Here is a 21,404-nt window from a genome sequence, read left to right on the forward strand (position 1 = left end):
AACATCAAGGATGGATGGTAAGGAATCAAAGTTTGATGGCTCAGGATGAGTGGTCAAGCAGGATGCAAAAACACGAACAGGATGTGAGTGTTAAAGGATTAAGGACAGTGCTGGGACGGCACAAGGGACACCGCTCAAGGAACAAGTGATGTCAGCTAACGAGGATAGTTAGCTATCAGGACGAACAGGACACCGCTAGGATGGCGAAGTCAGGATAAGGCACATGGAGTCGCCACTATTATGGATGATGCATGGAGCATTATAATGTAGCCGGACTGCTGCGAGTAAGACTATAGCCCTGATACTTACGTGTCAGGGCTTTTCTTATTGTGAGCGATAGGCCTTTTATTGTTCTATCAATAACTATTAATTTTCGCCTTCCCGTGGCCCACACCACATTAGCAACGCTGGTACTAATATAAACACTATTTGGCTAACACTTTAATCGGCTTTACTTACCGTAATAATAAATCATTACCAAGGATGTGGCGTGACAATAGCAACAAGGAGATTACTCCTTATCCCTTATAATGAGTCGCTTCAATCTGATTTTTTAATGTTAAATTGCTGCTCAAAAAACCGTGCTGAGATGAATGGACCGCTAACCGTAACTGCGGCAAAACAGCTTTTTCATCAAGTGATGCATGATTCTAGTTTGTATTCGATGGCGGTTCTTGATCAAACCACTCGCGAATTTATTGGGCATGTTTTTGTGTGCCATCTTGATAAAAAACCTGAGCTTGGTTTTATCTTTGACAAAGCGTATTGGGGTAGGGGAATCGCCAGTGAAGCATTAAAGGCTTTCTTCCCTAAAGCGCTGTATGAGTGTCAGCTTGAAACCGTGAGTGCGACTGTGAATGTCAATCATCAGGCATCAATACGCATTCTGCACAAGCTTGGATTCGTGAATAGCGCACAGCGCAGTGATGGTTTTGGGCCATTTTATGAGTATGTGTTTAGAGCCGATGTGGCGATAAATGAAACTCGCCAGGCCTAAAGCCCCACATAGTCAGACTTCCTGGGTAGCAATCGTCGCCCAAAGAAGAAAATTCAAAGTGGTAAACGGTATGAAAACGCCAGGCTCCTGCTGGCGTTTTTAATTTGTGAGCGCCAAACGCAACGCTCACCAACTGCAGGTCGAGTTGCTTACATTTTTGAGTGATGGTTGTTCTTGCGATTTCCGCTTGACGTCGCTGTTGCCAAAAAAGCCAGCACGCTAAGCTGACACCAAGAATCATCAACAAGTTATCCATCATGCTGAACCTTTAGCGCTACGTTGCAGCTCTGTCAGCGCTTGTGCCAATTGTGACGATGGATTGCTATGCAGTAAGGGCAATAAAACCATGCGTAGCTGTGGAATCATTACTAAATCAGCAAACAATTGGTTAAATAGTGCTTGGTTGCCAGTTTGGGCAAGACGCAATAGAAACTGTTCAGCCACTGCGGCATCGCTTAGTGCGTGCCAAGAGCGACCTGCAATTCCGATAAGTACCTCTTGATGGCTTAGACGTGGACTGGCAAGAATGGTATTAACCATTGCAGTTAACGTTTTATTATCTGCACCTGAAAGAGCGCGGGCTAAGGCAGCAAGTAAAAATAGGTCTGGGTCGGAGCTTGTTATCTGTTCATCGGCTAACTCTTGAATGCGCAGCGCTAACTTTGCGGGTAATTCGACATGTTCCAATGCGCCAAGCAGCGCATACAAAGGCTCATTAGGAAGATGTGGGAGTGACTTACGCAGCGTGACTTGATTCTGTTCTTTGTCTAAGCGGGCACAGATATCAGTGATGCCTTGTAGGCCAACTGTTTGCCAGTTTTGCCAACCCAATCCACCACTGAAATAGTGCTGCGCGTGTTCGTAGTATTGACTGGTCGCGAGATCGAGTAGCGCACGAACTTGGCTATGAAACACCGCCATCTTGTCTTCTGATGGTTTAAAAGTATATGGATTATTCGCGAGCTTCTGCTGCTGCTCTTCATCAATCTCTTGGTTTAAACGCGTCCCCATTGCCTCTAGAACGTATTCAATAAATTGGCCGATTTCAGCTTGTTTGAGTAAACCGCGCTCATCAAGGTCAAACTTCAAAAACCAAATCCACGGTTGTTGCTGTGCATTCCAATAGGCAATAGCGATATGAGCTTTGCGTTGTAGTGGGTAAGGATAGGGTTGAAGCCCTTGCTCTACGTCAGAAAACACCTTAGCGTCTATTGGTGTGATGCGGCGACCCAAATCAAAGATGCGAAACTCGCAATCGCTGTTAGTTAACAGCTGGGTCAAAGTATTAATGGTTTCCATGGAAATTTGTCCTAACTTTCTTTCCAGTATAAATGGTACTCTATGGCCCTTTTTCAAGGTCAACTCTTAAAATATCAATGGCAACACTCAAAACAATGGCGTTACAGCTTGAAGAGCTAGAGCGAGAATTACAGGCTTTAGGGTTATGGCAAACTGAATCTCCTACGCTGAAGCAATTGAGCAGCCGAGAGCCTTTTTCGGTCGATATTCTAACACCGCAACAATGGTTACAGTGGATCTTTATTCCTAAAATGGGGGCGTTGATTGAAGCGAACCATGGGCTACCTAGTGGTTTTGAGGTTACACCGTACTTTGAGCAGGTATGGCAACAACAGCCCGGCTATGCCAATGTGCTGACGATACTCCAGCGAATTGATCAAGAGAGCCACAAATAATGCTAGAGATTATTTATCAAGACCCTTACTTCGTGGCGGTGAATAAACCCGCAGGTATGCTGGTCCACCGCAGTTGGTTGGACAAACACGAAACTCAATTTGTCATGCAAACGCTACGTGATCAACTGGGTCAGCATGTGTTCCCACTGCATCGTCTCGATCGTCCGACATCCGGTGTACTGCTGTTTGCATTATCAAGTGAGATAGCATCTCAAGTGATGCCAATGTTTGCCAATCACGATATGGAGAAAACCTATCATGCGATCATTCGTGGTTGGATTGAGCAAGGAGATGTACTGGATTATCCGCTCAAAGTGGAGTTGGATAAAATCGCCGATAAGTTTGCCAGTGAAGATAAACCACCGCAGTCCGCTGTCACAGCTTACCAGCCGTTAGCGAAAGTCGAAGTGCCCTATTCGACAGGGCGTTTTGCTACCAGTCGTTATGGGTTACTGGAGATGAAACCAACGACCGGGCGTAAGCATCAGTTACGACGTCATATGCATCACTTAAGCCACCCAATCATTGGTGATACGACTCATGGCGATGGCAAACACAATCGCCTATTTCGAGAGCAGTATGATGCGCACCGTTTAATGCTACATGCTTCAGAGTTGAGGTTTATCCATCCGTTTACTGAGCAATCGCTCACAATAAAAGCCGGATTTGATGAGGTCTGGTTGCGCTTATTTGAGCAATTTAGCTGGCACAACCCGCTTACCTAAAGTAGCAATCATCAATATGAAAAAAGGCCCTTAAAGGGCCTTTTTATCGAAGACTACTTGTCTAAATACTCGCGAATCGAACGTTCGATACCTTGGCTATCAAGGCCGAGTTGCTGATGAAGCTCATCTTGAGTCCCTTGCTCGATAAATTGGTCAGGCAGGCCAAGATTGAGCACCGGCTTAATCAGTTTATTTTGCATCATAAACTCGACGACACCCGCACCCGCGCCGCCGGCAATGGCATTCTCTTCCAGTGTTACCAATACGTCGTATTGTTCGGAAAGCTGCTTGATTAGTGCGGTATCCAGCGGCTTAACAAAACGCATGTCGGCGACAGTTGCGTTGAGGTTGTTTGCTGCTTCAAGTGCGTTTGGTAAGAACGTACCAAAGTTTAATATCGCGACTTTTTGACCTTCACGAACGATGCGGCCTTTACCAATCTCAAGCGCCGTGAACTGAGTTTCCACTTTGGCACCACAGCCACTTCCTCGTGGATAGCGCACCGCACTTGGTCCTTGATGTTGATGGCCGGTATACAGCATTTGACGGCATTCATTTTCGTCACTTGGCGTCATGATCACCATGTTCGGAATGCAACGCATAAAGCTCAAATCAAATGCACCTTGGTGAGTCTGGCCATCAGCACCGACTAGCCCGGCGCGGTCGATAGCAAACATCACAGGGAGATCCATAATTGCCACGTCGTGAATTAACTGGTCATAACCACGCTGCAAGAAGGTGGAGTAGATAGCCACAATCGGTTTATTACCTGCAATCGCCATTCCTGATGCTAATGTCACTGCATGTTGCTCAGCTATCGCAACGTCGAAGTATTGCGATGGGTATTCCTTAGAGAAACGCACCATGCCTGAACCTTCGCGCATGGCTGGAGTAATCGCCATAAGGCTAGGGTCTTCGGCGGCCATATCGCAGAGGAAGTCACCAAAGATATTAGAAAATGTTGGTTTCGCGCTGGTATTTTTTGGCAAGCAATCGTTGTTTGGTGCAAACTTCGGCACAGCATGATAGCCAATGGGATCTTTCTCCGCTGGCTCATAGCCTTTGCCTTTTTTGGTCATAATATGCAAAAACTGCGGACCTTTAAGCTCTCGCATGTTCTTTAATGTTTTGACCAGTTCATTGACATCATGACCATCAACTGGGCCAATGTAGTTGAAACCGAGCTCTTCAAATAGCGTCCCCGGCACTACCATGCCTTTTAAATGCTCTTCGGTGCGACGAACCAATTCTTTAATCGGCGGAACACCGGAAAGCACTTTTTTACTACTTTCACGAATGGAAGTGTAAAAATTGCCAGATAACAATTGAGCTAAGTGATTATTCAGCGCGCCCACATTTTCAGAGATCGACATCTCGTTGTCGTTAAGAATCACCAGCATATCAGGGTGGACATCACCCGCGTGGTTCATGGCTTCAAACGCCATCCCGGCAGTAATCGCACCGTCGCCGATAACGCTAACCACTTTACGATCTTGACCTTCCTTTTCCGCACTGATGGCCAAACCAAGCCCAGCACTGATCGAGGTCGAGGAGTGACCGACAGATAAGGTATCGTACTCGCTTTCCTCACGCCATGGAAAAGGGTGGAGCCCCTCTTTTTGGCGAATGGTCGACATTTTACTACGGCGCCCTGTCAGGATTTTGTGTGGATACGCTTGATGGCCTACATCCCAAATTAATTTATCAAATGGCGTGTTGTAGACGTAATGAAGCGCCACGGTGAGCTCAACCGTGCCGAGTCCAGACGCAAGGTGTCCACTCGACTGACTCACAGAGTTCAGTAAGTAGGTGCGTAATTCGTCACACAGCTTCGGCAATGTCTCCTTTGGGAGCTTGCGTAATTCATCCGGTGTGTTGGTCAATGCCAATGTTGGATATTTTGAAATATCAAGAGTCATATAAAATGCGCGCTTATAGTGTTAGTTCTTGCGCTCGATGACATATCGGGCGAACTCTTCTAGACGCTCAGTATTGTAAGGGATTGCCGACAATGCTTGAAGTGCTTCCTCTAACAGAGTTTGAGCTTTATTGATTGCACCTTCTAAACCCAACAATGCTGGGTAGGTACTTTTGTTCAGTTCCTGGTCTGAGCCTTGCGGCTTTCCGAGGGTTTCAGTGTCACTGATTATATCCAGAATATCGTCTTGAACCTGAAACGCCAAGCCAATCGCGTCAGCAAATTTGTCAAGCTGAGGTAAGACAGCAAGGCCTTTTTCTCCGGCAGCCAATGCGCCTAAGCGTATGGCACATTTCATCAGCGCGCCAGTTTTATTGCGATGGATTAACTGCAATTCTTCCAGTGATACTCTGCGGTTTTCCGCTGCCAGATCAAGTGCTTGCCCCAAGCACATACCACCAATACCCGAGGCGTTGGCTAGGGTCTGAATCATCTTTATACGATTTGACTCACCTTGTTGGCTCAATCGACCTTCACTTAAAATGGTAAAGGCTAACGTTTGCAGGGCATCGCCAGTTAAAATGGCAGTCGCTTCATCAAACTTGATATGGCAAGTTGGCTGACCACGGCGTAGTTCGTCGTCGTCCATTGCTGGAAGATCGTCATGAATCAGTGAGTAGGCATGAATGCACTCAACGGCAGAGGCCGGAGTATCCAGCGCTTCAAGCTCACACCCTAACATGGTGCCTGTAATGTAGACTAAGTAAGGACGAGCACGTTTTCCGCCAAGCAACAACCCATAACGCATGGCTTGGATTAGCGGAACCTCTTGTTGAGGGAGTTGGCTTAACCATTGGTCAAGCTGAGCGCTATTACGGTGTTGAAGCGCAGTTAAAGACTCAATCATGGAACGGGACTTCTTTCATTTGATTATTCAGACGGAGTGTCAAAATCACTCAAAGGGGCGTCATCATCATTTTGTAAGAGAATGCTAACACGTTGTTCCGCTTCCGTCAGTTTCACTTGTCCTGAGCGTGCTAAGGCAATGCCACGTTCAAACTTCTTTAAAGCATCGTCAAGGGACAAATCGCCCGTTTCCAATTGTTCAACCAGCGTATCGAGTTCTTCGATGGTGGCTTCAAAGGTCATGTTTTCCGGTTTTTTGCTTGCCATAATAATTCTTGATTTAGAAAGATGGACGAAAGTTACCTTAGGCATAGAGGATGGTCAAATGTAACCATGTAAATTTACCATAAAATTCGACCTTGCTTGATGGATTGAAGATGACAATCCATCACGGTAAGGAAATTCATCTGTGGTGGTTTATAGTGTTAGGGTGGCGGTGTTTGGCATAGGCTACAGAATTTAATAAAACATTAAAGATCTTAAGATGTTGCCGATATACTGAATGAGACGTTTAATTTTGTGCATGAGGAGTGCTTTGTGGATTTAGCAACGCTGATAGGGCTCATTGGCGGTTTTGCTTTCGTGATTATGGCGATGGTGCTAGGCGGAAGCATTATGATGTTTATCGACGTCACTTCTATTTTGATCGTCGTCGGCGGCTCCACTTTTGTGGTGTTGATGAAATTTACCATGGGGCAGTTCTTTGGTGCAGCCAAAATTGCCGGTAAAGCCTTTATGTTTAAGGCCGATGACCCAGAAGACTTGATTGCCAAAGTGGTTGAAATGGCCGATGCCGCGCGTAAGGGCGGTTTTCTCGCTTTGGAAGAAATGGAAATCAGCAGCAGCTTCATGCAAAAAGGCATTGATTTATTGGTTGATGGCCATGACGCCGATGTTGTGCGCGCCGCACTGCAAAAAGACATTGCACTTACCGATGAGCGACATGAAGCGGGTGCGGGGGTATTTCGTGCCTTTGGTGATGTAGCGCCAGCCATGGGAATGATCGGGACTTTGATCGGTCTGGTGGCGATGCTGTCAAACATGGATGATCCAAAATCCATTGGGCCTGCGATGGCGGTGGCTTTGTTGACCACGCTTTATGGTGCGGTCCTGTCTAATATGGTGTTTTTCCCTATCGCCGACAAACTGTCGCTTCGCCGTGAACAAGAGAAACTAAATCGCCGCTTGATTATGGATGGTGTCTTGGCGATTCAAGATGGCCAAAACCCACGAGTCATCGACGGCTATCTGAAAAACTACCTCAATGAAAGCAAACGTGCGCTTGACGTTGACAACGAGTAGGTAAGCGGCATGGAAGAAGAAAATGACAAAAAATGTCCGCCACCCGGTCTTCCATTATGGATGGGGACGTTTGCTGATTTGATGTCATTGCTGATGTGCTTTTTCGTTCTGCTTCTTTCGTTCTCTGAGATGGATGTTCTTAAGTTTAAGCAGATCGCGGGCTCAATGAAATTCGCCTTTGGTGTGCAAAATCGCTTAGAAGTCAAAGACATCCCGAAAGGGACAAGCATTATCGCACAAGAATTTCGTCCTGGTCGTCCAGAACCAACGCCAATTGACGTTATCATGCAGCAAACCATGGATATCACTCAGCAAACGCTTGAGTTTCATGAAGGGGAGTCCGACCGTGCTGGTGGTACGCAACGTGAAGCGGGCAAACTGACCGGTGGTGACTCTCCGCAAACGTCGACTCAGACCAACCAGAACTCTGAATCGGATCAACCGCAGCAGCAATCGGAATCTCAATCACAAGAGATGGAAGAGCTGCAAGAAAAAATTAAGAAAGCGCTACAGCAAGAGATCGATCAAGGTGCGATTGAAGTCGAAAATTTAGGTCAGCAACTGGTTATTCGAATTCGTGAAAAGGGCGCCTTTCCTGAAAACTCCGCGTTCTTACAACCCAAGTTCCGTCCTTTGGTGAGGCAAATCGCCGATTTAGTTAAAGACGTGCCGGGTATTGTGCGAGTGTCTGGGCACACCGATAATCAGCGTCTTGACTCAGAGTTATACCGCTCAAATTGGGATTTATCATCGCAGCGTGCTGTGTCGGTTGCTCAAGAAATGGAGCAGGTGCGTGGCTTCTCACATCAGCGTTTGCGAGTGCGAGGAATGGCGGATACAGAGCCACTGGTCCCGAATGATACCGATATTCAGCGCGCGAGAAATCGCCGTGTTGAAATTAGCATCATGCAAGGCGAGCCTTTGTACAGCGATGAAGTGCCTTCGGTTCCAGCGCCGAGCGAATAGTCAAAGGCAGGCCCATAACATGAAATACAAAGACGAGTCAGCGACTCGTCTTTTTTATGTGCGATTGATCATGTATAATCCTGCGCCCTTAAAGGCGCGTGATCGTCAGCAAGCGATTCTGACTCACGGTTGACTGTTTGCGAAACTAACTTGCGAAGAAACTATGAAATTTATTGTTAAGCCCCATCCGGAAATTTTTGTTAAAAGTGAATCAGTGCGCAAGCGCTTCACGAAGATTCTTGAATGCAATATTCGCAATATCATCAAGCGTGAGACCCAGTCTGTCGCGGTATTTAACCGTCGTGATCATATTGAAGTCACGTCAGAGTCATTTGAGTATTACCAGCAAGCCTTGAGCGTATTAACTCGTACGCCGGGTATTCACCACGTGTTGGAAGTTCAGCAGTCCGAGTTCAAAGACTTACATGATATTTTTGAGCAAGTACTGGAGCTCAACGGCAAAAACATCGAAAACAAGACGTTTGTTGTCCGTGCTAAGCGTCGTGGTAAACACGATTTCACCTCGATTGAACTCGAGCGTTATGTCGGCGGTGGTTTAAATCAAGCCGTTGAATCTGCATCGGTTAAATTGAAGAATCCCGATGTGACCGTCAATGTTGAAGTCTCTGGTGACAAACTTAACCAAATCATCGCACGCCATAAAGGTTTGGGCGGTTTCCCTCTGGGAACTCAGGAAGATGTACTAAGCCTAATTTCAGGTGGTTTCGATTCTGGTGTCTCTAGCTATTTGCACATTAAACGAGGCTCAAAAGTCCATTATTGTTTCTTTAATTTAGGTGGACCTGCTCATGAAATTGGCGTGAAGCAAGTCGCCCATTTCTTGTGGAACAAATACGGTTCGTCGGCCAAAGTGAAGTTTATCTCTATCGACTTTGAACCTGTCGTCGCACAGATTCTAGAAAACATCGATGATGGTCAGATGGGCGTAGTGCTCAAGCGGATGTTTATGCGTGCAGCGGGTATGGTTGCGGATAAATTTGGTATTGAAGCATTGGTTACCGGTGAAGCGCTAGGGCAAGTTTCTAGCCAGACGCTAACCAACTTACGCCATATCGACGGCGTAACGGATACTCTGATTTTACGCCCACTTATCAACTGGGATAAAGAAGACATCATCAATTTAGCGCGTGATATCGGCACTGAAGATTTCGCCAAAACCATGCCTGAATACTGTGGTGTGATTTCTAAGAAGCCAACGGTCAAGGCGGTTAAACGTAAGCTCGAAGCAGAAGAGCAAAACTTCGACTTCTCAGTTCTTGAGCAGGTGGTGTATGACGCTCGCGTAATGGATATTCGTGACATCGCCAAAGAGTCGCAGCAAGTTGCGCCTGAAGTTGAGTTGGTGGAAGCGGTTGAAGAGCACGCGGTTGTGCTGGATATTCGTGGCCCTGAAGAAGAAGAGCATAATCCGCTGGAAATCGATGGTGTTGAAGTGCAGCACCTACCCTTTTACAAGCTTGGTACTAAGTTTGGTGACTTGGATCAGAGTAAAACCTATTTACTCTATTGTGAGCGTGGGGTGATGAGTCGCTTGCAGGCGTTGTATTTGCAAGAGCAAGGCTTTGGTAACGTAAAAGTATACCGCCCGTAAACGTAACGCTTCGAACCAATCAATAACCGCTTATCGTCAGGTAAGCGGTTTTTTATTGGCCCAAATTCGGCTTAGGGCGGTAAAAGGGTGTTCGGCAGTGAACATGTGATAAAAAAACACCGCCTATTGGCGGTGCTAAAAATATTTGACAGACAGGTCAAAAAAAATACAGGAAGTATTTGTTTTGTTTCCCGGATTTAAAGAAACAAAACAATGGTAGAAATCTACCTAACTCGAAATACGAGTTTGCAAACACAACATCGCAACAACTAAGCCAATTGATTCGAAGAACCAAGCCGTTCTGGGTTAGCGTTGCGGGGTGAAATATAGAATTTCTCTGGCTGCTAAGCAACGGACATTTTATAATGTTTCAGATAAAAAAAACTAATCCATAATAAAGAGTGACCTATGTCCAGAAGATTGCCACCTCTAAATTCGCTGCGCGTGTTTGAAGCGGCTGCAAGGCACCTGAGTTTCACGCGTGCCGCGGAAGAGCTGTTTGTGACACAGGCGGCGGTAAGTCATCAAATTAAAGCGCTAGAAGAATTTCTAGGATTAAAATTATTTCGCCGACGCAATCGTTCTTTGCTACTTACTGAGGAAGGGCAAGGCTACTTCCTCGATATTAAAGATATCTTTTCTTCATTAACTGATGCGACAGATAAAGTCCTTGAGCGCAGTGAAAAAGGGACCTTGACCATCAGTTTACCGCCCAGTTTTGCGATTCAATGGTTGGTTCCTCGTCTTGCTGATTTCAATCAGCAAGAGCCGGATATTGATGTACGAATCAAAGCCGCGGATGTCGAAGAGGGGTCACTGACCGATGATGTGGATGTAGCCATTTATTATGGTCGAGGTCACTGGCCTGGGCTACGTGCGGATAAGCTCTATCAAGAGTTTCTCATACCTTTGTGTTCTCCTTCTCTGCTTTTGGGCGCTAAGCCTTTGGAAAGCCTCGCAGACTTGAAACTGCATACCCTTCTGCATGATACTTCGCGCAAAGATTGGAAACAGTTCGTCAAACAAAATCACCTTGAAGGGGTGAACGTGAATCATGGTCCGATCTTTAGCCACTCGACCATGGTATTGCAAGCTGCGGCGCATGGGCAGGGAATCGCCCTTGGAAATAACGTGTTGGCGCAACCAGAAATGGATGCCGGGCGCTTGATTGCCCCTTTTGATGAAGTGTTGATGACCAACAATGCGTTTTACGTGGTTTGTCATGAAAAACAAGCGGATACTGGGCGTATCGCGACATTCCGAGATTGGATGCTAGCCAAAGCACAAAGCGAGCAAGAGGAGCTTTTAGATGACACAAATACGCCATAATGGTGAAACCAATCAGCCATTATTTATTTTTGCCCATGGAGCCGGGGCGGGGATGGACCACGAGTTTATGACGGCAGTTGCGAGCGGATTAGCAACCAAAGGCATTCAGGTTCTGCGTTTTAACTTTCCTTACATGGAAAAACGCGAACAAGATGGGAAAAAGCGTCCGCCAGATCGTGCTCCTAAATTGCTTGAGGCTTATCAGCAAGTGATTGAAGAACATTCAGGCGCCAAGGTGGTTATTGGTGGTAAATCGATGGGCGGACGCATGGCGAGCCATCTCGCTCATCTGCCGCAGGTTGTTGGGGTGGCATGTTTAGGGTTTCCATTTCACCCGCCGGGTAAACCCGAGAACTTTAAAGGTGAACACTTAGCGAAGATTGAAAAACCGTGCTTAATTTTGCAAGGCGAGCGCGATACGTTTGGAACTCAGCAAGAGTGTTTGCAATATCCGTTCTCAGACCAAGTACGGTTAACATTCCTTACGGATGGCGACCATAGTTTCAAACCACGTAAACGCTCTGGATTAAGCGAACAGGACAATATCAAGGCCGCCGTAGCCGAGCTTAGTGATTTTATTTTTGAGGTTTACAATGACAAGTAAAAATTTATTGGTTTTTGGTGGCGCGTTCGCGGGGATTGGTGTTGGTTTAGGTGCGTTTGCCGCTCATGGTTTGAAAGCTCAGCTTTCTGCGTACCTGCTTGAGGTTTTCCAAACTGGTGTCAATTATCAGTTTATTCACGCGCTGGCTATTTTAGTGTGTGCGGTTTTACTTAACTTCTCTTTGCCTACAAAAGCACGAAAAGCATTTTGTGCGGCAGCGATTTGCTTTATCATCGGCGTCTTTTGCTTTAGTGGCAGCTTGTATGCGTTGGCATTGACTGGCATTAAATGGTTTGGGCCCATTACTCCATTTGGCGGTTTGCTATTTATGGTTGGTTGGGCGCTCTTTATATTCGCAGCACTACAAATCAAAGAGGATAAGCAGTGAAACACCTTATGCTTTACTGCCGCGCAGGTTTTGAAAAAGACTGCGCTGGCGAAATCCAAGACCGAGCTAATCAACTAGAGATCTTTGGATTTCCTCGTGTAAAAGTTCATTCAGGCTATGTGTTGTTTGAATGCTATCAAGAAGGGGATGCAAAAGCCTTACTTGAACAGCTTGATTTTCAAAGCTTAATCTTCGCTCGTCAGATGTTTGTGGTCGCTGCAGAGCTGAGTGAGTTACCAAGTGGTGACCGCTTGTCTCCGATTTTGGACGCGTTGGCCGAGTGTGATGGGTTACCTGTTTGTGGTGATCTTCGAATTGAAACGCCAGACACTAACGAAGCCAAAGAGTTGTTAAAGTTTTGTCGTAAGTTTACGGTACCAACTCGTCAAGCATTACGCGGAAAAGGTCTTTTGCTGAAAAAAGAACACAGTAAGAAACCAGTAATACACATTTGTTTTGTCGCGCCAGGCCATTGTTTTGTCGGTTACTCGATACCGGGTAATAACTCCGCTTTCTTTATGGGGATTCCGCGCCTGAAGTTCCCAGCCGATGCTCCAAGCCGCTCAACGTTGAAATTAGAAGAAGCGTTCCATGTGTTTATTCCTCGTAATGAATGGGATGATCGCTTGGCACCAGGCATGTGGGGCGTTGATCTCGGAGCGTGCCCTGGAGGCTGGACTTACCAACTGGTTAAACGTTCAATGTTCGTACATGCCGTGGATAACGGTATGATGGCGGATAGCCTGATGGAAACAGGGCAAGTTACGCATCATCAAGTGGATGGCTTTAAGTTTGAGCCTGTGCGCAAGAACGTGACTTGGTTGATCTGCGATATGATCGAGCGCCCGTCACGAGTAGCACAATTGATGGGAGAATGGATCATCAGTGGCTGGGCGAAAGAGGCGATTTTTAACCTCAAATTACCAATGAAAGGGCGTTACGAAGAGGTGGCGGAAGACATTGATAATTTAAAGCTGTTTTTTAAAGAGCATGATGTGAAGTTTAAACTGCAAGCTAAGCACCTCTATCACGATCGAGAAGAGATCACGGTGCATGTTCAGTGTTTATCCAATATCTCACCTCAATAATAAAAAAGCCGACCCACAGGTCGGCTTTTTTATGTCTGTTGTTTGGTGCTGATTAGCTTGGCGATTGAAGCCGAATATCCTGCAAATTAAACCCCAGCTCGATATCCGTTTTGAGCATGGCGACCTGCTTGCAAACTCGCGCCATTTCAATATGTTCATCGAATTTTTTACGATATTTCGTCGCGAGTTCAGGTGCTGCGTATGCCTGCTCAATATCATGATATTGGCCTAATATCTCTTTTGCTGCTTTGGGGCCGATGCCGGGTATACCGGGAACTTGGCTAGAACTTACGCCGGTCAATCCCCAATAGTCAGCGAGTTGATTGGGCTCGACGCCAAATTCTTTGGCGATGAAGGGCGCGTCCAACCAGCGGTTTTGAAAGTAATCACGAATTTGCAATGTGGGTGACAGCAGTTGGCAGTAGCCTTTATCGGTTGAAATTATCGTTACCTTCTCGTTGTGTTGTGCCACTTTGACTGCCAGGGTTGCCACTAAGTCATCGGCCTCATCACCGTCGGACAACAGTGAGTCAATGCCAAGCTCCCACCAGGCTTGCTGTATGGTATCAAGTCCATGGAGTAGAGGTTCGGGCATTGGTTTACGATTTTGTTTGTAGGTTGGCAAGATCTCAGCCCGCCATCCTCGGTCTTGAAGGTGGTGATCAAACACCGCGATAATATGGGTTGGCTGAGCTTCAGACAAAATACGTCTCAGGGTGCGCGATGTGGTTTCAATGGTGCGAGGAATATCGTTTGGATCGGGCTGCGCCGAGTGCACTCGACGAATAAGATTCAGCGCATCGATGATCACAAGATGAATAGACATAAAATTCCAAAGCAAAGGGGCCAGTTAATTGGCCCCTATTGTAAAAGAAATGCGCAGCCCTTCAACCCGTTAGAGTTGCGAGGCAATTTTGTAGCAAGGCACATAGTCACTACCACCCGGTAGTTTCATTCGGTTTTGCTCAACAAAGTCGCGAAGTAGTTTATCCATTTTACGCATCAAACGGGCGTCGCCATCAATTTCAAATGGACCAAATTGCTCAATTTCACGAATGCCTTCGGCTTTGACATTACCAGCCACGATTCCAGAGAAAGCCTTACGCAACGCAGCGGCCAACTTCTCAGGTGGTTGCTCCAAATGCAAATCTAGCGCAGCCATACTTTCATGGGTCGGCTCAAACGGTACCTGAAAATCTGCATCGACTTTAAGTGACCAGTTAAAGCTGTAAGCATCACTGTTGATCTTACGGTGCTCACGAACTTTTGGCATCGCTTGTTTGACGATGCGAGCGACTTGAGCCGGGTCATCAATCACAATCTGGTAATGTTTTTGTGCCTCGGGGCCTAAGGTGTCACCAATAAACTCATCAATTGAGCGGAAGTAAGCTTCACTTTCTTTTGGTCCTGTCAGCACGATGGGCATCGGTTGGTCGATATTTTCTGGATGCATCATGATACCCAGAATGTAAAGAAGCTCTTCCGCTGTGCCTGGGCCGCCAGGGAAGATAACGATGCCATGACCAAGGCGTACGAATCCTTCAAGACGTTTCTCGATGTCTGGCATGATCACCAGTTCATTGACGATGGGGTTGGGTGGCTCAGCGGCAATAATCGACGGCTCGGTTAGGCCGAGATAACGCTGTTCGGTGTAACGCTGCTTGGCATGACCAATCGCAGCACCTTTCATTGGGCCTTCCATTGCACCAGGCCCGCATCCAGTACAGATGTTTAGCTCGCGTAAACCAAGCTCATTTCCGACTTCTCGCGTATATTGGTATTCGATAGGATTGATCGAGTGACCACCCCAGCACACCACCATATTAGGGATGATCCCGGTGCGGATGGTGCCTGAATTGCGCAGTATTCCAAACACTAAGTTCGTAATGTGCGTTGAATTGGTTAAGTTAAGACGTTGGCTGTCAGCCAAGTGCATGTTGACGTAGACGATATCGCGCAATACGGAAAAAAGGTGCTCTTGGATACCTTTAATGATGTCACCATCGACAAACGCATGTTCTGGCGGATTAATAAGTTCCAGCTTAATACCACGCTCTCGGCTTAAGACATTAACATCAAAAGATTGATATTTATCGAGAAGCTCTTTTGAGTTATCGGTATGGCTACCTGAATTAAGTACCGCAAGTGTGCAATTTCGATATAGCTGGTATAAGTCTTTATCGCTGGTTGCGGTTTTCTTTAGACGTTCAACTTCAAGTTGTGAAAGCAGATCCATGCTTCCAGCGGGACTGATATGAGTGATCATTATGACCTCCTCCCTAAGCAGGAAAACGCACCTGACTGATGCTGTTATTGTTGGTGTATAACCTAGCTTAGCAGACAAAGCTTGAATCGGACAACATAACTTCTTGATATTACTGAATCAATCTATAGATATTGATGATGTGTTGAGGCGTTTATTGCCACGCCAATTGGTTGGGACCTTTTTGTTTGGTTTGGTTGAGTAGATGGTTGAGGCGATCCATCACGACTTCTGGCGTGTCGTTGTCAGCAAACATGGTAACGGCGGCCGTGAAGGTAATCATGATGTTTTGATCTTTAAATTTAAATGGAAGTTTAGAGACTTGATTTTGAAGGTTTTTAACTAGTTTATGAGCGTCACTACTGTTGCGCTCTGGCAAAATCAGCACGAACTCTTCACCGGAAAAACGCGCGAGAGTCTCTGAGGCATGTAACTCTTTGGTAATGGTGCGAACGATGATTTTCAATGCTTTATCGCCGGCGGTGTAGCCAAAATTATCGTTAATCACTTTGAAGTTATCGATATCTAACAGCACCACACGCAGCAAGTTTTGATGACGGATCCATTTACGATATTCGATATCTAAACGTTCAAGTAGAGCATTACGGTTCAATGCTTTGGTGAGTGGATCGCGCTGCATTTTCAGGGCTTGAAGTTCAAGTCTGCGGCGATAATCTTGGCTGACTTCGTATAGCGATTCTATCTGACTTCGGCTATGGCTGACTCGCTCAATCAGGGCTTGTTCACGCTCTTCGGTTAACTGCAATCGTTCTGATAACTGGGCAATTTTCTCCAGTAGTGGACTAATGTTCATCTGCAACCCTTCAAGGGTCGACGCTGATGACACCGTTCGGTGTGACTGTTGAACGATTTGTTGAATTTCACGATTGGTGGCAACACGTTGCTGAAAGTAACTTTGCGTTTGGTCGAGATTGTGCCCTGAATTGGCCAAGTGATGAGATAACGTCTGATTGACCGTATCAACAAATTGCTCGGAGGTCTTACGTTCAAATTTGGTACCTTCAACGACCAAACGTAGAGTTTGCAAGGTAATTTCAAGCAATGAGTGAGTGTTTAAGCCAAGCAGTAATTTCGCGCGAATATCCAGCAACCGTTCACCATATTCGCCTTCAAAATCGAGCTCGGTGATGAGGTGTTGAAGTTCATTGGATAGCCGGGCTAATAACTCTTTTTCTGCACTGTTATGGAATTCTTCAACTGTGGCTTCGGGGTTGGCGGTAACAACTTTTAGCGCTCGTTCATAGACAGAAAGAAGTTTAGTGATGTGTTCAGAATGGGAGAGGGAAGTGCCGTGTGAGTAACTGAGTAGATCTCTTAAGTCGCGTTTTAACTTAGCGGGTAAGCCCGTTATCCGTAGCAGTGTTTCACCGCTTTGTTTGACTTGGGTATCCAAGTGTTGCCCGTGCTTTTCGTTGGCTGTCGATTGCTGACGCAATAGCCGTTCGACAACGGAAATCTTAGGAATAAGGAGGCTGACATCCTTATTTTGTTCTAGAGATTGGCACAGTTCATCAAGGCTTTGGTTTAGACGCAAGTTGGCCCGATCACGTTGAGAATGGCATAACGATGCAATCATTCGGGTGAGTACTTTTTGCTCGCGCTGGTATTTAAATGAGCTATCCCTTTGTGTCAGCCGCACTTGCTCAAGCTGCTGTTTCAGCATTTTTAGCTGTTGATCAAGGTCTTGTTCTAAACCGCTCATTTATAAACTTTTTAACCACTAAATCACTGACATCTCTGCCGACTGATATTCGATAATATCAAATAAAAACGCTTCGTCACCCGTTTGTACGATTGTTTGATGCCCTTTTAGTCATCTTTTAACAGTTTTTTGAGCGTTTCCTCATTCTGGAATGAAGAATGCACTTTTATTAACCCCTGACTGAGTGAATGCTTACACGCTTTGCGAATATTTCCGGTGGCTAAGCTTGCCGCAGGTGCATTTTCAATCGCTTTGAGATAAACCCACTGGCTGGTTTGCTCTTGCATTGCCAAAGTACGCGCTGCGCTCGTCGCCATCAGCAAAATATCGAGGAGTTCGCGGTCGTTGATCGCCGTATAAGCACGCGGCAAAAACGGATAATCTGCGATGCCAACACGAATGATTCTGTCTAAGTTGCGCTGAGGAAGAAAATCCTCAATCCACTTTTGAATTTTATCGACTAATTGCGCTGGGTCTCGGTCGCGGTCGGTGTTGGGTTCGATATACAAAAAGTTGGAATCGGAAAAATGATAAATTCGCGCGGGCTCTTCAATATGTTCTTTCATGTAGTCGCCGAACGCTTTTTCTAATTTCAAGCCTTCTTCGTACCCATGTTTAAGGTAAATGTTACGCATGAATGGAACATCTATCATCGCGAATTGAAGGCGGTCATTGAGTGGTTCGTTAATCAATTCACCAATGTGCCAGCGTTCAAATTTGTCACTACTCTGCTCAAGAGATTGCGGCAATTTGATGTTGAGCATTCTGAGGTTGTTGAGGCCTGAGCGTGAGTGAGTAAATAACCGACTGGTCAAGGCATCGATGCTTTCTTGACTGTCTTTAAGCAATTGGCCGCGACGTAGCATTAACAAAAAGAATAAGGTGCCACCGATGAATAGCACAAACGACACTTTCTGGAATTTTTGAAAGTCGCTGCTGACTTTATCCAATTGTTTTTGCTGTGCGGTTAAGTGTAAACGCTGCTCGATAAACTCTTTTTGCTGACGAAACGCGTCTTCGCTAATCAGGTTAAGTTGGCGCTGCTCAATGGTCGCCAACGCATTATATTGCTCAATGTTGCTAAGGGCTTTGTCGTACTGGCCAGCTTGTTCATAGGCTAAATACAATAAACGATAAGCATTTTGTTGTAAGCCAACGTCTTTTTCTTCGGTTGCGATATCCAAAGCATGTTGTGCGCTGCTGATTGCTTGCGAAGAGAGCTTTTGATTATACGCCAGCCCGGACTCGAGAAGTAACGCCTCGGCCTTTAATTCAGGGAAGTGAGCGACCGCTAACAGTTCGTTTGCGCGATTGAGATATTGCTCGGCCAAAGGGATGTTGTACAGATGGAGGTAGGTTTTCGCCAGCGAAAGGCGAATATCAATGACATTACGAATATCACTGCGTTCGTCTTCATGATCAATGACATTAAAATAATGAACCAAAGCAAGGTTGTATTTTCCTTGATGGTAGTAAACATCGCCCATTAATTTCAGGACATGGGGTAGGGCAGGCGATTTCTCGTAATTGTCATAGAAATCGGCGGCCTGCAATAGATGATCCAGTGACTTGTCGAGCACTTTACGTTCGTAGAACAGCTGAGCCAATAATTGGTTGACCTTAGCCAACTCCGCACTGGCATTTTCCTCAATCGCGCTCCAGTAGGCGAGCAATAACTCAGACAACGCTTTGTTATACAGTTTGTGATTGAGAAGATGGCGACCAATGGCCGTGTGGTAGTCAATAATGATGCTCGGTGATTGCACATGACTGATGTAATCTGCTTGAGCGGCATACAGGCGATCGGCTGCAAGAATGTCGTTGTCATACGAGGCAATTTCAGCGGCAAGCATGCTCATTTGATACTGAATGCCTTTAGCCAGTTGCTCGGTGTTTTCGATTTGACGAAATTCTTGTTCAACGGAGACTAGGCTTTTCTGCGCCTGACGAGAGTTATGATCGTCCAACCAGCGTAGACGAATCATCAGTAATCGGGTTCTCAAATGTTGAAACGGCAATGTATGGCGCGAGGAAAGTTGCTCTGCTTGCTCTAGCCTTTGCATCGCTATTTTATGGTTATCAAGATTGTATTCCGCTTGAGCGAGAATTTGTAGCGCTTCAACGGTGCCTCCTGGCGTACGAATTCGACTGTCCGTATCTTCACGTCCCACGGAAGAGGGGCTTTTCTCCTCTTTTGCGGTTAAGGTTCGCTGGGTTAAGTAACTACTCGCTAACTGTTTAGATTGTTCCGGAACGATATCTAGCAGCCCCGCAGCCTCGTTGAGGACGGGAGACGAATAAAGAATAGCTGCTCGCGCAGCGTGAGTAACACTTAACGCACACCACAGGATGATGAATATCCAGCGAAAAGGTAGCATGTAAAAATCCTTATTGACGCGCCATGCGTTGATTGTGTAAAGGCTCCGCCTGTTGAGTCGAGCGGTATGGGTTGATATCGAGACCGCCACGTCGTGTATAGCGCGCATACACGGTGAGAGAGGTTGGCTGACAGTATTTCATAATGTCAGTAAAAATACGCTCGACACATTGTTCATGGAACTCATTATGCTCACGAAAGGAAACAATGTAACGCAGTAAAGCTTCACGATTAATTTTACGGCCTTGATATTGAATTTCAACGCTGCCCCAATCCGGTTGATTGGTGATCAGGCAGTTCGATTTTAGCAAGTGGCTATGTAGGCTCTCAGTGACCTGCTGATCGCTGGTGGCGTTTTCTAAGTAGGCCGGATTGAACTGATAATCAGCGATCTCGATATCTTGCTCGTCAATGCATTCACCTTGCATGGTGACGATCGGTTGCTGTGTATAGTGTTGAACATGATTTAAGACCACTTTCACCGGCTCGCCAGCACACACAGAGAGATCGTCAGTGAGTGTTTTTTCAACCTGTTGCCAGTCATCAAATCGTGTTTGGTTAAAGCTATTGAGGTAGAGTTTAAACGACTTAGACTCAATCAAATGAGCACTGGTGGCAGGGATGGTCACTTCGCCGACGGCAACTTGTGGAAGACCATGCTGGTTAAGCCAAGACAGCTCATATAAGGTCCAAATATCGCAGCCTTTAAACGGTAGTGATTCACCAAGATCCAAGTCATCGCGATTTAAACTGCGTGGCACGGGTTGCAGTAGTGAAGGATCGTACTCAGAGGCATAGTCGGTTTTTTGTCCTAAAGTAAGGCCTGCGAGCTCTTTCGCACCAGAATATTTACTCATAATTTGTATTGTTTTCGATTAGAATACCGAGAATTTTACGCAATACCGACGTGGCTGTCATTAGCTCAAATCATGGCGCTACGCAAACTCATCAAGTTGGAGTGTGTTATGGCCAACAGTGCCTTGCAAGCATTATTTTCGTTTAGCCAGCGTTATCAGCAATCTTATCAACAAATTCATCAAAGCCTTCCTATTAGTGAAGAGTTGGCTGAACTGCCATCCCCCTGTGTAGTGCAAAAGCTTAGCAACGGTGTGGAATGGCAAGCGACACCTCGTGAGCAGGCCAATGACTTAGCGAATATTGAACGCGGTATTGAGTTAACCCTGCATGACGATATTAAAACCTTTTACGGCGCGCAATACAGTGCTGATATGCCCGCACGTTTTGAGCACCATGAATTAACATTACTTCAAGTATGGAGTGACGATGATTTTGAACGTCTACAAGAAAATGTTCTTGGCCACTTGGTGATGCAGCGCCGTTTGAAACTCAAGCCAACGGTGTTTATTGCGGCTACAGATGGTGACTTAGATGTCGTGTCTATCTGTAACTTAAGCGGTGAAGTGATTTTGGAAACCTTAGGCACAAAAAAACGTGTACATTTGGCGAATAATCTCGCTGAGTTTCTCGAACAACTCCAACCGATGGTGTAAC

21 protein-coding genes are annotated in these 21,404 nt (G+C 46.0%); 11 read left to right on the forward strand and 10 right to left on the reverse strand.

Annotated features, from left to right (window positions below):
- Positions 1–490 precede the first annotated feature (490 nt).
- Positions 491–997: a GNAT family N-acetyltransferase gene (locus ACFFUV_RS00485; RefSeq protein WP_390188964.1), complete on the forward strand. Its 507-nt coding sequence runs from the start codon at positions 491–493 to the stop codon at positions 995–997.
- Here ACFFUV_RS00485 and ACFFUV_RS00490 read toward each other — a convergent pair.
- Together ACFFUV_RS00490 and ACFFUV_RS00495 are read right to left on the reverse strand one after the other, a co-directional pair.
- Entirely contained in the window at positions 957–1,256 is a 300-nt protein-coding gene (locus ACFFUV_RS00490) for a DUF3301 domain-containing protein (protein WP_390188965.1), read from the reverse strand. The genes ACFFUV_RS00485 and ACFFUV_RS00490 overlap by 41 nt on opposite strands.
- The gene (locus ACFFUV_RS00495; protein ID WP_390188966.1) at positions 1,253–2,296 is read right to left on the reverse strand and encodes a DUF3549 family protein; all 1,044 of its coding nucleotides are present in this window, start codon (positions 2,294–2,296) and stop codon (positions 1,253–1,255) included. The genes ACFFUV_RS00490 and ACFFUV_RS00495 overlap by 4 nt, the downstream gene beginning before the upstream one ends.
- A 77-nt stretch (positions 2,297–2,373) precedes the next feature.
- On the opposite strand from ACFFUV_RS00495, the gene ACFFUV_RS00500 reads away from it, so the two are divergent.
- Both ACFFUV_RS00500 and truC read left to right on the forward strand, forming a co-directional pair.
- Positions 2,374–2,691, forward strand: a complete 318-nt coding sequence (locus ACFFUV_RS00500) for a YqcC family protein (protein ID WP_390188967.1) — start codon at positions 2,374–2,376, stop codon at positions 2,689–2,691.
- Entirely contained in the window at positions 2,691–3,416 is a 726-nt protein-coding gene (gene truC, locus ACFFUV_RS00505) for a tRNA pseudouridine(65) synthase TruC (protein WP_390188968.1), read from the forward strand. Before ACFFUV_RS00500 ends, truC begins: the two co-directional genes overlap by 1 nt.
- A gap of 53 nt (positions 3,417–3,469) precedes the next feature.
- Here the strand turns inward: truC and dxs are convergent, their stop codons facing one another.
- From dxs to xseB, 3 genes are read right to left on the reverse strand one after another with little or no spacing between them, the layout of a single operon-like run.
- Entirely contained in the window at positions 3,470–5,335 is a 1,866-nt protein-coding gene (gene dxs, locus ACFFUV_RS00510; RefSeq protein ID WP_390188969.1) for a 1-deoxy-D-xylulose-5-phosphate synthase, read from the reverse strand.
- A 21-nt stretch (positions 5,336–5,356) separates the two neighbouring features.
- A complete protein-coding gene (gene ispA, locus ACFFUV_RS00515; protein WP_390188970.1) occupies positions 5,357–6,241 on the reverse strand; it encodes a (2E,6E)-farnesyl diphosphate synthase in 885 nt (294 codons plus the stop codon).
- A gap of 23 nt (positions 6,242–6,264) precedes the next feature.
- On the reverse strand, positions 6,265–6,507 hold the full coding sequence (gene xseB, locus ACFFUV_RS00520; protein ID WP_390188971.1) for an exodeoxyribonuclease VII small subunit: 243 nt from the start codon (positions 6,505–6,507) through the stop codon (positions 6,265–6,267).
- A gap of 270 nt (positions 6,508–6,777) precedes the next feature.
- On the opposite strand from xseB, the gene pomA reads away from it, so the two are divergent.
- From pomA to rlmM, 7 genes are all read left to right on the forward strand, one after another.
- Complete coding sequence (gene pomA / locus ACFFUV_RS00525; protein WP_390188972.1) at positions 6,778–7,542, forward strand: flagellar motor protein PomA; 765 nt, start codon at positions 6,778–6,780, stop codon at positions 7,540–7,542.
- A 9-nt stretch (positions 7,543–7,551) separates the two neighbouring features.
- Entirely contained in the window at positions 7,552–8,508 is a 957-nt protein-coding gene (locus ACFFUV_RS00530; protein ID WP_390188973.1) for a flagellar motor protein MotB, read from the forward strand.
- A gap of 163 nt (positions 8,509–8,671) precedes the next feature.
- Entirely contained in the window at positions 8,672–10,120 is a 1,449-nt protein-coding gene (gene thiI / locus ACFFUV_RS00535; protein WP_390188974.1) for a tRNA uracil 4-sulfurtransferase ThiI, read from the forward strand.
- Between the two features lie 408 nt (positions 10,121–10,528).
- Positions 10,529–11,449 (forward strand): transcriptional regulator GcvA, encoded by a 921-nt coding sequence (locus tag ACFFUV_RS00540; RefSeq protein WP_390188975.1) that lies wholly within the window; start codon positions 10,529–10,531, stop codon positions 11,447–11,449.
- Complete coding sequence (locus ACFFUV_RS00545; protein ID WP_390188976.1) at positions 11,430–12,053, forward strand: alpha/beta family hydrolase; 624 nt, start codon at positions 11,430–11,432, stop codon at positions 12,051–12,053. The genes ACFFUV_RS00540 and ACFFUV_RS00545 overlap by 20 nt, the downstream gene beginning before the upstream one ends.
- Positions 12,043–12,441, forward strand: a complete 399-nt coding sequence (locus ACFFUV_RS00550) for a DUF423 domain-containing protein (RefSeq protein WP_390188977.1) — start codon at positions 12,043–12,045, stop codon at positions 12,439–12,441. The genes ACFFUV_RS00545 and ACFFUV_RS00550 overlap by 11 nt, the downstream gene beginning before the upstream one ends.
- Positions 12,438–13,529, forward strand: coding sequence for a 23S rRNA (cytidine(2498)-2'-O)-methyltransferase RlmM (rlmM, locus tag ACFFUV_RS00555; protein ID WP_390188978.1), 1,092 nt, complete (start codon positions 12,438–12,440; stop codon positions 13,527–13,529). The genes ACFFUV_RS00550 and rlmM overlap by 4 nt, the downstream gene beginning before the upstream one ends.
- A gap of 52 nt (positions 13,530–13,581) precedes the next feature.
- Here the strand turns inward: rlmM and xni are convergent, their stop codons facing one another.
- The 5 genes from xni to queF all read right to left on the reverse strand — a co-directional run bounded on the left by xni (position 13,582) and on the right by queF (position 20,749).
- Positions 13,582–14,355 carry a flap endonuclease Xni gene (xni, locus tag ACFFUV_RS00560; RefSeq protein ID WP_390188980.1) on the reverse strand — a complete coding sequence of 258 codons (774 nt, stop codon included), beginning with the start codon at positions 14,353–14,355 and terminating at the stop codon, positions 13,582–13,584.
- A 69-nt stretch (positions 14,356–14,424) separates the two neighbouring features.
- Positions 14,425–15,795, reverse strand: coding sequence for a nucleotide 5'-monophosphate nucleosidase PpnN (gene ppnN / locus ACFFUV_RS00565; RefSeq protein WP_390188981.1), 1,371 nt, complete (start codon positions 15,793–15,795; stop codon positions 14,425–14,427).
- A gap of 151 nt (positions 15,796–15,946) precedes the next feature.
- Positions 15,947–17,515: a GGDEF domain-containing protein gene (locus tag ACFFUV_RS00570; protein WP_390188982.1), complete on the reverse strand. Its 1,569-nt coding sequence runs from the start codon at positions 17,513–17,515 to the stop codon at positions 15,947–15,949.
- 107 nt (positions 17,516–17,622) lie between these two features.
- The gene (locus ACFFUV_RS00575) at positions 17,623–19,893 is read right to left on the reverse strand and encodes a tetratricopeptide repeat-containing diguanylate cyclase (protein WP_390188983.1); all 2,271 of its coding nucleotides are present in this window, start codon (positions 19,891–19,893) and stop codon (positions 17,623–17,625) included.
- A gap of 10 nt (positions 19,894–19,903) precedes the next feature.
- Positions 19,904–20,749, reverse strand: a complete 846-nt coding sequence (queF, locus tag ACFFUV_RS00580) for an NADPH-dependent 7-cyano-7-deazaguanine reductase QueF (RefSeq protein ID WP_390188984.1) — start codon at positions 20,747–20,749, stop codon at positions 19,904–19,906.
- Between the two features lie 108 nt (positions 20,750–20,857).
- Here queF and syd point away from each other — a divergent pair, with 108 nt between their 5' ends.
- Entirely contained in the window at positions 20,858–21,403 is a 546-nt protein-coding gene (gene syd / locus ACFFUV_RS00585) for a SecY-interacting protein (protein WP_390188985.1), read from the forward strand.
- The last annotated feature ends 1 nt before the right edge of the window (position 21,404 follow it).

Source organism: Vibrio olivae, from assembly GCF_042428525.1.
GTDB classification, from domain to species: Bacteria; Pseudomonadota; Gammaproteobacteria; order Enterobacterales; family Vibrionaceae; genus Vibrio; species Vibrio olivae.